The following is a 13538-nucleotide window of genomic DNA, read 5'->3' on the forward strand; positions in this document are numbered from 1 at the left end:
AACCCCAGCGCCGAGCCAGGCGCCCAGGACATCTTCAACTCAGGCGATGCGCGTTGGTGGGATGGCGGCCAGAAGGTAAAGCCCACCCAGGAGACCTTCGCCCCGCGTAAACTGGCCAACCCGCTGGATAAGATCACGCGGCGCCGCAGTGGCCGCCGCTCGCGCACGCGCACCGAGCGCAAACGCGGCCGCTATATTCAGGCGCGCCCTGCCGGCGATGACCTCAGCGATATTGCTTTTGACGCCACGCTGCGCGCCGCCGCACCCCACCAGAAAACGCGCACCGAACAACGCCAGCACATGGCGTTTGCCATCCAGAAGCAGGATCTGCAACGCAAGGTGCGCGTCAAGCGCACTGCGAATTTAGTCTTGTTCGTTGTCGACGCCTCCTGGTCGATGGCAGTGGCCGAGCGCATGGCCGCCACCAAAGGCGCCATCCTTTCGCTGCTGACGGATGCTTACCAGCGGCGTGACCGCGTGGGCCTGGTGGTCTTCCAGAAGGATCGCGCCAACCTGGTGCTGCCGCCGACCAACTCCGTGCAATTGGCCCAACGTGCCCTGGCGGATATTCCCGTAGGCGGCAAGACGCCGCTCTCCGCCGGCCTGTTTCTGGCGCACGAGGTCATTACGCGTGAGAAGCGCTTGCACCCGGATGTGTTGCCGCTGATGATCTTGCTGACCGATGGCGCTGGCAACGTCACCCTGGGTGATGGAGCCCCGCAGCCGGAGGCGCACAAACTGGCCGACCAGATTGCCGAAGAGGACATTCGTAGCGTAGTGATCAATATGGAGCACGCCGCCTTTGACCAAGGGTTGGCGGATGCGTTGGCCGAGCACCTGAACGCGCCCTGCTACACGCTGAGTGAATTGCGCGCCGAGAATTTGTATCAGGCAGTGAAAGCCGAGCTGAATTCCTGACGGCTATTCGCCGCCACGCAAGTACGCCTCGACCGCAAAGATCTGCACCGAATCGCCAATGATGCCAATGCGGTCGCCGGCCTGAAACTTGGTGGACGATTTAGGATTGGCGTTGAGCTTTTGCTCGCGCACCATCGCCACAACCGAAGCCCCGGTCTTGCCGCGCAGATCAGATTCTGCCAGCGTGTGCCCTACCAGCGGCGAATCGGCCGGCACTTCCACCCAGGTGATCTCGATCTCACCGATGGCGCGCAAGATATTGCGCACCAGTGGCTGAGCGGCGCTGTATTCGTTCATCGCTTCGTAGCGCTTGAGGCGCACTTGCTCGGCGTACTCGTCCACCTCGCGGCGCGGCAGGCCCAGCTCCAACAGGGTGTGGCGCACCATCTCCAGCCCGCCTTCTAACTCCGGATGCACCACAAAGCTGGCGCCTAATTCGCTAAGGCGCTGAATGCCTTCCTCGCTGGCGGCGCGGGCGATGATCGGCAGGCTCGGATTGATCTCGTGAGCGGCGCTGACGATCATCTCGGCGGCGGCCTCCTCGGGTACAGAGACCACCAAGGCTTTGGCGTGCTCCAGGTGCGCGTGCGTCAACACTTCGGAATTGGCCGCATCGCCATACAGCACCGGCACCTTTTCCTGATTGAGCAGCTCCACGCGCTCCACATCCGCTTCGATGACCTTGATGGCGATATCCATTGAGCGCAATACGGAGAGCAGGTGGCCTCCCACCCGGCCGTAGCCCACCAACACCACCGGCTTGCCGGCTGGCTCTTCGGAGGGCGGCGGCGCGGTGTGGCGATCGAGGCGCTTCCACAGCCCCGGGATACTCTTGAGCCACTGCTCGGCCTTGGGGATCAAGCGGAACATCCATGGGTTGACCGTGATCGAGAGTAGTGCTGCGGCCAGGATCAACGAATACTGGTTGCGATCCAGCAGGCCGAGCATCAGGCCGGCCTGGCCGACGATAAACGTAAACTCACCAATTTGGCTCAAGCCCGCGGCGACCACCATGAAGGTTTTGGCCTGGCCCGGGATCACAAAGCCGATCAATAAGTTGATCAGTACCTTGCCTAGTACCACCACCAAGGTCAGCACGAATACCTGGCCCAGGTTTTGAACCAGGAACACCGGGTTGACCAACATGCCTACCGAGACGAAGAACAACACCGCGAAGGCCTCGCGGAAGGGCAGCACGTCAGCGCCCACCTGGTGGCTAAGCGGCGACTCGCTGACGATGGCACCGGCGACAAAGGCGCCCAGCGCCAGCGACACCGAGAAGATCTCGGAGGCGCCCAGCGCGGTGGCCAGCGTGATCACCAGAATGGCCAAAATGAATAACTCACGGGAGCGCGTGTGGGCGATGCGATCGAGCAACCAGGGGATGAAGCGCTTGCCCACCAGGAACATCAGCACCACAAACGCGCCGGCCTTCACCAGGGTCAGCCCTAGCGTACTGACAGCGAAGCCGCCGCTTTGCGGCGCCAAGGCAGGCATCAGGATCAGGATCAGCACGGTGGCCAGGTCTTCAAGCACCAGCCAGCCCACCGCCACGCGGCCATGCGGCGTATTGAGCAAGTTGTTGTCCATCAGCCCGCGCAGCAATACCACGGTGCTGGCAATCGAAATGCCCAAGCCCATGGTGATGCCGGCGGCCCAGCTCCAGCCCCATAATTGGCTAAGCGCATAGCCGGCCAGGGTGCCCAGGGCCATTTGAAAGATCGCCCCGGGTACGGCGATCTTGCGTACTTTCCATAGATCAGCAAAAGAAAAATGAAGGCCCACCCCGAACATGAGGAAGATCACCCCCAGTTCAGCCAACTGGCTGATCGTATCGGTATCGCCTACGAAGCCGGGGGTAAAGGGCCCAATGGCGATCCCCGCCAGCAAATAGCCGACGATGGCGGGCAATTTCACGCGGCGAGCCAGGATTCCGCCCACAAACGCGGCAGCCAAGGCAATCGAGATATTGATTAACAGGGGCAGGTGATGCATGCAGCTTCTTTCTCTGGCGCCAGGCGCTTGGCCGGGCTATGCAGGCGGAAGTTTCATCTAAATGTATCAGACACAAGCATGAAAAGCGTAGTCTAATCTGGGCATGCCAGCCTTGATGCCAGCCGTATTGATCACCGGAGCCTCAACCGGTATTGGAGAGGCTTGCGCGCTGCATTTGGCCAGCCAAGGATGGCAGGTGTTTGCCGGGGTGCGCCGGGCGCGCGATGCGCGCCGCCTGGCTGCCGCCCACGCCAACATTACTGCGCTTCTACTAGACGTGACGAAGGCGGCGCACATTACCCGCGCGCTTAAAACCATCCAGGCGGCGCGGGGCCAGCGAGGGCTGCAGGCCTTGGTCAATAATGCTGGAGTGGCCGTTGCCGGGCCACTGGAATTTTTGCCCATCAACGAATTGCGCCAGCAGATGGAGGTCAACTTCATTGCGCCGGTAGCGCTGACCCAAGGCTGTTTGCCACTATTGCGCTCGGGGCGCGGCCGGGTGGTCAACGTCAGCTCGATCAGCGGCAAGGTAGCCGCGCCCTTGCTGGTGCCATACTCTGCATCCAAATTTGCCATCGAAGCCTTTAGCGATGGTTTGCGCCGCGAATTGCGCCCGTGGGGGCTGCCGGTGGTTTCGATCGTGGCCGGCAGCATCGCTACGCCGATATGGAAGAAGACCGTGGGCAGCGCTGATGCAATGCGCCAGCGCCTGCCGCGCCGGGCGGAGAGCTTGTACGGGCCGATGATGAACCGCGGCTACCGCCGGGCTGAACGCTCGGCGGCGCGGGGCGTACCCGTGGAGGAGTTTGCCGCCCTGCTGGCGCGTATTTTGCAGACGCCACGCCCGCGCCCACGCTACCTGGTGGGCAAGGGCACCTGGCTGGCGGCCGGCATGGCGCGCTTGCTGCCGGATCGCTGGCTGGATTGGCTGCTGTACAAGACCTACTGAGCCCAACGCCCACGTGCCGCCTGCGTATAATCGAAGCGTGCCGATCCTCACTGATGGAGCCAGCGAAGTGTTTAGCAATAGCGCCGAACAAACGCGCCGCTTGGGCATGCAGTTAGGCGAGCTGCTCGGCGTGGGCGATGTGCTCTGGCTAGAGGGCGACCTGGGCAGTGGCAAGACTACGCTAGTGCAGGGCATTGCCGCTGGCTGGGGCTCGGCGGATAGCGTCACCAGCCCAACCTTCGTCCTCGTCAATATCTACCGGCGGCCTGATCGTCAGCAGTTGGCGCACATGGATGCCTATCGGCTGGAGAGCGCCGAGGATGCTGAGCAACTCGACCTGGAGGCGCTGATCGAGCGTGGCCCGCTGATCGTCGAATGGGCGCCGCGCATTGCCGCGGCGTTGCCAGCCGAGAACTTACGCCTGCAACTGACCACACTGGATGAGACCCGCCGCCATATCTTGATGCAACCTAAAGGCGCGCGCTACGCACAAATTGCCCAGGCCTTTAAAGCCACCGTCTACGGAAATCCATGAGCTTACTTGCCATTGACGCCTCCACGCACAACAGCGGCCTGGCCATCTACGATGGCGTGCAGGTGCGCTATGAATGCGCCTGGTACAGCGAGCAGTTTCACAGTGTCGAACTTGCGCCGGCTATCGAGCTGGGGCTGGCGCATGCGGGCATGGCGGCCAAGGATCTGCAAGCAGTGGCGATCGCCATCGGGCCGGGTTCGTATACCGGGCTGCGCATCGGCCTGGCGCTGGCCAAGGGGCTGGTGCTGGCACACGGGCTGGCACTTGTGGCGGTGCCCACGCTGGATGTGCTGGCGCAGGGGCAGCCCGTGCGTACAGAGCCGATGGCGGCGGTGTTGCAAGCCGGCCGCGGCCGCCTGGCGGTGGGCTGGTATCACGCCGAAGGGCCACTCTGGCAGGCTTCTGGGGCGCCGGAGCTGCTGAGCGCTGAGCAACTAGCGGACCGCATCCAGCGCCCGACGTATCTGTGTGGCGAACTCAACGAGGCCGAACGGGCTGTCTTGGGGCGCAAGTACAAAAACGCCATCATCGCCAGCCCGGCGTGGTGCTTGCGCCGCCCGGCGATATTGGCTGAGCTGGGCTGGCAGCGTTGGCAGGCCGGCGAACTGAGCGACCCTGCCGGGCTGGGGCCGCAGTATTTGCAAGCCAGCGACGCGGTTCCGCAATGACACCTTCGTTGCACATCCGCCCGATGCGGCTGCACGATGTAGAAGCAGTGCATGCCCTCGAAGAGCAAATCTTCCCTACGCCTTGGTCGCTAAACAGCTATCGCTTTGAGGTGGAGCAAAACACCGCCTCGCACGCCTGGGTAGTCGAGGTGAATGGTGGCGCCAGCTCCGGCGCGATCGCTGCGTATGCGGTCTGCTGGTTGCTGGCCGGCGAGGAGTTTCACATCGCCAACATTGCCGTGGCACCCGCCTACCGGCGCCAGGGTTTGGGCCGCCGCTTGCTCACCCACGTATTGCAGGCCGGCGCCCAACTCGGCGCGCACACTGCGGCGCTGGAGGTGCGTGCCAGCAACCTGGCCGCCCAGGCACTTTATTCCCAATTTGGTTTTGAAGTGGCTGCGGTGCGCAAAGGCTATTACCAGGATAATCATGAAGATGCCTGGCTGATGGTGCAGCCTGCGCTGGCGGCCTTCGTTGCCTCTGCTTCTGCTTAAAAATTGGCGGCACAATTCAGAGACGACTCTTTCATTAACACGGGTACTATTAAGCGCATTTTTGCTTATAGATAGAGGTTAAATGACCACACTTCGTGCTGAGTTGGAACAAAAATTAAGCGAACGCCGCGCGCGCATGGCCGTGCTGGGGATGGGCTATGTCGGCCTGCCTTTGGCGGTAGTGTTTGCTGAAGCGGGCTTTGACGTCACCGGGATTGACCCTGATCCACGTAAGATGGACGCGCTCAGCCAGGGCCATTCCTATATTGGCGATATTCCCAGTGCGCAGGTGGCGGCGCTGGTCAAGGATGGCCGGCTGCATGCCAGCGCCAGCTTTGAACCACTGGCGGATATGGATGCGGTCAGCATTTGTGTGCCCACGCCGCTGCGCAAGACCGGCGATCCGGATCTCTCTTTCATTCTCTCCGCTACCGAACAACTGGCTAAATACCTGCACCCCGGCATGGTGATCGTGCTCGAATCGACCACCTACCCCGGCACCACGCGTGAGCTGGTGTTGGAGAAGTTGGAATCGACCAGTGGGCTGAAAGCGGGCCAGGATTTCTTCCTGGCCTTCTCGCCGGAGCGTGTGGACCCCGGCCGCGAGGACTGGACCACGGTGAATATGCCCAAGGTCATCGGTGGCATCACCGCGGCCTGCGGCCAGGTGGCGGCGCACTGGTACGGCCAGGCGCTCGAAACCGTCATCCCGGTCAGCTCGGCAGAAGTGGCCGAGATGGCCAAGCTGCTCGAGAACACCTTCCGCATGGTCAACATCGGCTTGGTGAACGAAATGGCGATCATGTGCCAGCGCCTGGGGGTGGATGTGTGGGAAGTGATCGACGCCGCCGCCACCAAACCCTTCGGCTTCATGAAGTTCACCCCCGGCCCCGGCCTGGGTGGGCACTGTATCCCGATCGACCCCTTGTATCTTTCATGGAAGCTGAAATCGCTCAACTACACGGCGCGCTTCATTGAATTGGCGTCTGAGATCAACACCAATATGCCGCGCCATGTGGTGAGCCGCGTGCAGGAGGCCCTGAACGAGCACGGCAAGGCGCTCAACGGTAGCCAGGTGCTGGTGATCGGTGCGGCGTACAAACCGGATATTGATGATCTGCGTGAATCCCCGGCGCTGGATATTATCGGCCTGTTGCAGGAGAAAAAGGCCAAGGTCAGTTATCACGATCCTTACATTCCCCACCTGGAGCATGATGGCTGGGCTCTGGATAGCGTGGCAGATGTGCTCGCCGCAGCGCGCAAGGCCGATGTCGTTGTACTGGTCACCAATCACAGCCAGTATGACTACCCGGCACTGTTGGAGAGCGCCAAACTGGTAGTGGACACGCGCAACGCCTTCGGTGCGGCGGCCAAAGAGAACCCTAAGGTGGTCAAGCTCTAGTGGCTACCTATTTAGTGAGCGGCGCGGCGGGCTTCATCGCCGCGCGGGTGAGCGCACTCCTGCTGCAGGATGGGCATCACGTCGTAGGCGTGGATGACCTCAACGATTCCTATGATGTGCGCATGAAGCAGCATCGCCTGGACGCGTTGCAAACACACAGCCAGTTTGAATTCCATCATATGGATATTGCCGAGCGGGACAAGGTGGCCGCCCTGGGCCGCCCCTATGATGCGGTGATCAATCTGGCGGCGCGTGCCGGCGTGCGTGATAGCGTGCGTGACCCGTGGGTTTATATCGCCGCTAACATGGTGGGCACCACCAACTTGCTGGAGTTGTGCAAGACGCACGGCGTGCCCAAGTTCATCCTGGCGTCCACCTCAAGCATTTATGGCAATGATGCTCCGCTGCCCACACCCGAAACGGCGGAGAGCAGCCGCCCGCTGCAGCCGTATGCGGCCAGCAAAAAGGGCGCCGAGGCGATGTGCCACGCCTATCACTATCTGCACGGGATCGATGTCTCGGTCGTGCGCTACTTCACCGTCTACGGCCCGGCGGGCCGCCCGAATATGTCCATGTTCCGCTTTATGCAGTGGATCAATGAAGGCCAGCCTGTACTCGTGAACGGCGATGGCGAGCAAATGCGCGGCTTCACCTATTTAGATGATATTGCGCGCGGTACGATCCTGGCATTGAAGCCGCTGGGCTACGAGATCATCAACCTGGGCGGGCACGAGACCATCTCGATCAACCAGTTGATCACGATGATCGAAACTGCGTTGGATAAGAAGGCCACGATTGAGCACCGCCCCTTCGATAAGGCCGACATGATGGCCAATTGGGCAGATGTCAGCAAGGCTGGCCAGCTACTGGGCTGGGAGCCGGCGGTGGGCCTGCAGGAGGGCATTGCCCGCATGGTGGCCTGGTACCGCCAGGAGCATGCCTGGGCCAGCCAGATCAACACGGACTGATATGTTTCGCCAGCCCTTCGCAGCCCTCAACAAAATTTACCTGCGCATCTTCGATTCGGAGTTCATGCGCCGCATTTTGCGCAACTCCAGCTACTTGGTCAGCGCCACGGTGGTGACGGCCGGCATTGGCTTTGTGCAGAATGCCATCCAATTTCGTGTGTTGGGTGTGGCCGGGATAGGTTTGTTGGCCGCCATAGTGGCGTTCGCTAACGTCATCAATCGCTTCACCGCCTTTCGCATCGATGAGCTGGTGATCAAGTATGTGCGCCTGTATGTGGAGCGCAAGGAGCCCTTGAAAGCCGCGGCCGTCTATAAACTGGCCGCCCTGTTGGAAGCGGGCGGCTCGCTGCTGGCGTTTGTGTTGATCTATGTGCTGGCGCCGCTCGGTGTGCAATTCTTTTCTGATGTGAGTGGCGTGGAAGCGCTGTTCGTGCTTTATGGCACGCTGGTGCTGATCAACCTCTCGTACGATAGCTCGGATGGCATTCTGCAAGTCTTCAATCGCTTCGATGCCAAATCGGTGATCGATGTGTGCCAGAGCTTGCTGCGCCTGGGCCTGACCGTGTGGGTCTTTTATACGGGCGGCGGGCTGATGCACATGATCCTGGCCGAATTGGCTGGGCGCCTGTTGCGCTCGCTGGCCGTGGTGATCCTGGCGCTGCGCACCGCTCGGCGCGAATGGGGCGCCGCCTGGTGGCGCACACCGATCAACGTGCTGCAGAGCGACCGGCGCAGCCTGCTGACCTTTGCGTTCAGCACCAACCTCAGCGCTACCGTCAGCCTGGTGGCCAAGGATAGCGAAGATCTATGGGTGAATGCGTTTCTGGGCAATCTGAGCGGCGGGATTTACGCCGCGGCGCGCAGCCTGATCGGCTTATTGCAAATTCCCATCAGCCCCTTGCCATCCACCACCTACCCGGAGCTTTCGCGGGCGGTGGCGCAAGACAATTGGCAGGCGGTGCGCGGTGTATTGCGGCGCGGTACGCTGCTGGCGGGGCTCTACTCGCTGCCGGTGGCCGTGCTGCTGATCGTCTTCGGCCGCCAAGTGATCTCGGCCTATCAAGGCCCTGATTTTCTCCCCGCCTATGTGCCTTTGGTCGTGCTCACCCTGGGCTATACCGTCGTGAATCTGTTTTACTGGAGCCGTGCGGCGTTATTGGCCTTCAACCGCCCGGTCTACCCCACCCTGGTCAATTTTGCTGGCATGCTGCTCAAGATCGCCGGGGTGTTTGCTTTCGCCAAGTATGGTGCGGTGGGTTTCGCCGCCCTGCTATCCGGCTATTACATTTTTACTGTGGGCTTATCAGTGTTGCGCATCGAGCAGGATTTGCGCCGCAATCTAGCACGGGTGGCAGCCTAGATGCGCATTGCTCTGGTGGAACCGGGCCGCCTGCCGGCGCAAACCGCCAACAGCATTCAACGCATGAAGATGGCCCAGGCGCTCAGCGCCATCGGCCACACGGTGCGCGTCTTTGCCCCTGGGCGCGATCCCGGCCTGAGTTGGGATAGCTTCGCACAGCATTACGGCCTGCAGCAGCGCTTTGAGTTGGAATGGGTGCCGAGCCTGCCGGCACTGCGCCGCTATGACTTTGCCGTCAGCGTGGTGCGGCGCGCGCGTGCCTGGGGCGCCGATCTGCTCTATTCGCGCTCGCCGCAAGCCGCCACCTGGGCCGCGCTGCGTGGCCTGCCCAGTATCTTTGAATTGCACGACATCCCGATGGGGTCTATGGGGCCATGGTTGCTGCGCCGCTTTTTGGCGGCGCCAGGCGCTCGCCGCCTGGTAGCCAATACGCAGTTTTTAGCCGATACGCTGGCTGCCCACTACCCTTTGCCGCAGCATGCGGGTTTCTTGCTGATGGCGCCCAATGGCGTTGACCTGGAGCGCTATGCCAACTTACCCGCGCCGGCGGCTGCCCGCCAGCAACTAGGGCTGGGTGAGCAGTTCACCGTGGGCTACACCGGCCATCTGTACCCAGGCCGTGGCCTGGAAACGATTCTGGCGCTGGCCGGCCAATTGCCGCAGATGTGTTTTCTGCTGGTGGGCGGCAAACCGGCGGATGTGGCCGCGGCGCGCCAACGCGCCGCCGGCCTGGCCAATGTGACGATCACTGGCTTCGTTGCCAATGCTGAGCTGCCACGCTACCAGGCCGCCGCCGATGTGCTCATCATGCCGTATGGCCAGCAGGTCGCCGGCTCCTCGGGGGGCGATATTGCCCCTTACTTGAACCCAATGAAAATGTTTGAGTATCTGGCGTGCGCCCGCCCGATCGTAACCAGCGATCTACCCATATTGCGTGAGATCCTGGACGAGCGTTGCGCGGTGATCCTGCCCAGCGAGGATACTCAGGCCTGGGCCGTAGCGTTGCGCCAGCTGGCCGCGGATGAGCCACGCCGCCAGGCACTGGCCGCCGCGGCGCGCCAACTGGCCGAGCAGAATACCTGGCAGCGCCGCGCCCAGCGTATCGTTGCTGGCCTACGTTAGAATAAGCGCTTGAATTCCATCTGAGGAGACATACAGTGTCTGTTGCGTTGATTACCGGCATTACCGGGCAGGACGGTTCCTACCTGGCGGAGCTGCTGCTGAAAAAGAATTACAAAGTGATCGGCATGGTGCGCCGCACCAGCACTGTCACCTTTGAGCGCATTGCTCACATTCAGGATGACATCATCATTGAACAAGGTGATCTGCACGACCAATCCTCCTTGGTGGATGTACTCGAACGCTATGAGCCGACCGAGATCTACAACCTGGCGGCCCAATCCTTTGTGCCCACCTCGTGGAACCAGCCGGTACTCACGGGCGAAGTGACCGCTCTGGGCGTCACGCGCCTGCTGGAAGCGATTCGCCAGGTGGTGCCGCAGGCGCGCTTCTACCAGGCATCCTCCTCTGAGATGTTTGGCAAGGTGCTCGAGGTACCGCAGAAAGAAGAAACTCCTTTCTACCCCCGCAGCCCTTATGGCGTGGCCAAGGCGTACGGTCACTTCATCACCGTCAATTACCGCGAATCGCACGACATGTTTGCCGTCTCGGGCATTCTGTTCAATCATGAGAGCCCGCGCCGCGGCTTGGAATTCGTCACCCGCAAGGTGTCTTACAACGTCGCGCGTATCAAGCATGGTTTGCAAAGCAGCCTGCCGATGGGCAACCTGGATGCGCAGCGCGACTGGGGCTTTGCCGGCGATTATGTGGAAGCCATGTGGATGATGTTGCAGCGCGAGCAGCCGGAGGACTTCGTGATCGGCACCGGAGTGACGCAATCGGTGCGCCGCCTGTGCGAGCTGGCCTTCGCCCGTGCAGGTTTGGATTACAAAGACTTCGTCACCAGCGATGAGAGCCTCTTCCGCCCGGCGGAGGTGGATCTGCTGATCGCCGATCCGACCAAGGCCAAGCAGACCCTGGGCTGGCAGCCCAAGGTGGACTTCGAAACCTTGGTGCACATGATGGTAGACGCCGATATGGAGCGCGTCGCCCAGCAGAAACGCTAGTGCCGTCAAGCGCCGCAGAGTGCGGCGGTAAAATCAAGATGATGTCCTCGCTCCGGTGGTATGTACTGGTTTCGTGAAGGTAGCAGCCTGGCGCTGCTACCTTGGCTGGCTGCCTTTAGCTTGGCCTGGTTGGGTGGCTGGCTGCTCGCCAGGCATAGCTTCAATCTCAATAAGAATGAACGCGTGATCGTGGGGCTGGGCCTGGGAATTGTGCTCAGCGCCTGGCTCACCAATCTGTTCGGCCGCGCCCTGCCGGCCACGGCCGCCTTTTGGGCCGCGGCGGCCGGCGTGCTGCTGCTGGGTGCGCTGGCCGCCTGGCGTAGCACGCAGCGGCCGCTGCTCGCGCGGGGTGACCTCGAAATATGGCCCTGGTTGCTGGCGGGGTTGGGCCTGATCGGCTTGTTCCTTTTATGGAGCAAGGGGCTGGCGCTGTTTGATGAGCACAAAAATCTTTCGCTGATCTCGGTGATCGGCAATGGCGATATTCCGCCGCGTTACTCCGCCTATCCGGATACCTATCTCGCCTATCACTATGGCTTTCATTTATTTGCCGCCGGGCTGATGCGCCTGGGCGGTATGTTGCCGTGGAGCGCCTTTGACGCCGCCAAATCCATCGCCTGGGGTGTGAGCTTGCTGCTGGCCGCGGTGCTCGGGCGGCGCATTACCGGCAAGGCCTGGGGCGGCTGGGCGACTGCGGCGGTACTGGCGCTGGTGAGCGGCACGCGCTATCTATTGTTGTTATTGCCGCCGGGTATTTTGCTGCGCGCAGATAGCTTGATTCAATTGCAGGGCACCAGTTCGCTGATCGGGCTGCCCTTTTCGCAAGCGCTGACGGCAGGCTGGCCGGTGGATGGCGGGCCGCCGATGGCCTACCCGTTCGCATTCCTGAATGGAATCTTGCAGCCGTTTGTGATGGCACATCAGGGGCCCAACACGTTTTCGGTGCTCATTCTGCTACTGCTCTGGCTGCTATTCCCGCGCCGTAATGGGCGCTTGGGGCTGGGCGTCCTGGCGATGCTTCTGGCTATGTGGGCGCTGGTGTGGGAGAGCAGCTATGCCTTGTTTGTTTTAGGGCTGGGTGCGTTTGCACTGATCTACTACGCCATCAAGCGTTCGCTGGAGCTGCCGCAGCTGCCGGCTGCGCTGATCGCTTTGGCGCTCTCGCTACCGCTGGTACTCCTCCAAGGGGGCACCTTTACGGAGCTTTTGCCCAGCACAGCGGCGCCGGCCACCGGGCTGGCAAGCATGGGCAGTGCCTTAGCAGGCTGGCTGGTGCCGCCCGCTGCAGAACTTGCCCGGCCGGCAGCCGGCTTTCTGGGTTTCTCGTTGCGCTGGCCGCTGGCAATCGTCTCTTCGCATCTGGGTGCGCTGCGCCTGAGCTCACCGGTGGAGCTGTTGGTGGCCTTGTTCGAGCTAGGCCCGGTGGTTTTGTTTGCGCCGCTGCTGACGCGCTGGGCTTGGCGCCGCAGCCAGGCGGGCGAATGGATCTTTGGCGTCTTGGCCGCCAGCGCCTGGCTGGGTTTGCTGCTGCCGGTACTGTTTGAATACCAGGCCGATCGTGACATCTCACGCCTCACCAGCCAAGCCATGCTGATCTGGTCGCTTCTGCTTTTGTTCGCGGTGCTGGACCGCACGGCGCGCTGGCGCAGGCCGGTGCGTTCCATCGCCGCGGCCAGCCTGGTGCTGGCCTGTCTGAGCGGCGTCTTTGTGGCCGGCATTCAGCTCACTGCAGCATCCACCACCCAACTCGGCGACGGGTTTGATAAGCTTGATGCCCAAGTGGCCCGCCAACTCTGGGGCACCTTCCCGCGCGAGGCACGCGTATTTGGCCCGCTGGGCGCCACCAGCATCCTCACCGGTCACCTCACCGGCCAACTGCTGGACGATGCGCCTGAGGGCTCGGTCTGGTCTATCTTGGAGCAAGAACCGAGCGTAGAGAATTTACAACGTTGGTATTACGATTACATCTATATCGATAATCGTTGGTGGCAGAAGCTTCCCGCGGCGCCGTTTACGTTGGCTGAAATGGGGCTGGAAGCCAGTTGTGTGCAAACGGTGGCAGAAGTTTGGGATAATTCACATACTAACTTCCGCCGTTTGTTGGATATTACGAAGTGTTGAAA

The 13538-nt window shown here is 61.7% G+C and carries 12 protein-coding genes; 11 read left to right on the plus strand and 1 reads right to left on the minus strand.

Annotated features, from left to right (window positions below):
- The first annotated feature begins 30 nt into the window (after positions 1-30).
- On the plus strand, positions 31-918 hold the full coding sequence (locus KF821_06690) for a VWA domain-containing protein (GenBank protein ID MBX3005500.1): 888 nt from the start codon (positions 31-33) through the stop codon (positions 916-918).
- 3 nt (positions 919-921) lie between these two features.
- On the opposite strand, the gene KF821_06695 is transcribed toward KF821_06690, so the two are convergent.
- Complete coding sequence (locus tag KF821_06695) at positions 922-2913, minus strand: cation:proton antiporter (GenBank protein ID MBX3005501.1); 1992 nt, start codon at positions 2911-2913, stop codon at positions 922-924.
- 103 nt (positions 2914-3016) lie between these two features.
- Between KF821_06695 and KF821_06700 the strand changes: the two genes are divergently transcribed.
- The 10 genes from KF821_06700 (at position 3017) to KF821_06745 (ending at position 13536) form a co-directional block, all read left to right on the plus strand.
- Entirely contained in the window at positions 3017-3862 is an 846-nt protein-coding gene (locus KF821_06700) for an SDR family NAD(P)-dependent oxidoreductase (GenBank protein MBX3005502.1), read from the plus strand.
- 37 nt (positions 3863-3899) lie between these two features.
- Positions 3900-4397 carry a tRNA (adenosine(37)-N6)-threonylcarbamoyltransferase complex ATPase subunit type 1 TsaE gene (tsaE, locus tag KF821_06705; protein MBX3005503.1) on the plus strand — a complete coding sequence of 166 codons (498 nt, stop codon included), beginning with the start codon at positions 3900-3902 and terminating at the stop codon, positions 4395-4397.
- Positions 4394-5065: a tRNA (adenosine(37)-N6)-threonylcarbamoyltransferase complex dimerization subunit type 1 TsaB gene (tsaB, locus tag KF821_06710; protein ID MBX3005504.1), complete on the plus strand. Its 672-nt coding sequence runs from the start codon at positions 4394-4396 to the stop codon at positions 5063-5065. Before tsaE ends, tsaB begins: the two co-directional genes overlap by 4 nt.
- Positions 5062-5559, plus strand: a complete 498-nt coding sequence (gene rimI, locus KF821_06715) for a ribosomal protein S18-alanine N-acetyltransferase (GenBank protein ID MBX3005505.1) — start codon at positions 5062-5064, stop codon at positions 5557-5559. The genes tsaB and rimI overlap by 4 nt, the downstream gene beginning before the upstream one ends.
- A gap of 82 nt (positions 5560-5641) precedes the next feature.
- Positions 5642-6961, plus strand: coding sequence for a nucleotide sugar dehydrogenase (locus tag KF821_06720; GenBank protein MBX3005506.1), 1320 nt, complete (start codon positions 5642-5644; stop codon positions 6959-6961).
- Positions 6961-7929 (plus strand): GDP-mannose 4,6-dehydratase, encoded by a 969-nt coding sequence (locus KF821_06725; protein MBX3005507.1) that lies wholly within the window; start codon positions 6961-6963, stop codon positions 7927-7929. Before KF821_06720 ends, KF821_06725 begins: the two co-directional genes overlap by 1 nt.
- A gap of 1 nt (position 7930) precedes the next feature.
- A complete protein-coding gene (locus KF821_06730; protein ID MBX3005508.1) occupies positions 7931-9289 on the plus strand; it encodes an oligosaccharide flippase family protein in 1359 nt (452 codons plus the stop codon).
- Positions 9290-10411 (plus strand): glycosyltransferase, encoded by a 1122-nt coding sequence (locus tag KF821_06735; GenBank protein ID MBX3005509.1) that lies wholly within the window; start codon positions 9290-9292, stop codon positions 10409-10411.
- Between the two features lie 35 nt (positions 10412-10446).
- Positions 10447-11415: a GDP-mannose 4,6-dehydratase gene (gene gmd, locus KF821_06740; protein MBX3005510.1), complete on the plus strand. Its 969-nt coding sequence runs from the start codon at positions 10447-10449 to the stop codon at positions 11413-11415.
- 60 nt (positions 11416-11475) lie between these two features.
- Positions 11476-13536, plus strand: a complete 2061-nt coding sequence (locus tag KF821_06745; protein ID MBX3005511.1) for a hypothetical protein — start codon at positions 11476-11478, stop codon at positions 13534-13536.
- Positions 13537-13538: the final 2 nt, after the last annotated feature.

Source organism: Anaerolineales bacterium (assembly GCA_019637755.1).
Classification (GTDB): Bacteria; Chloroflexota; Anaerolineae; order Anaerolineales; family UBA11579; genus JAMCZK01.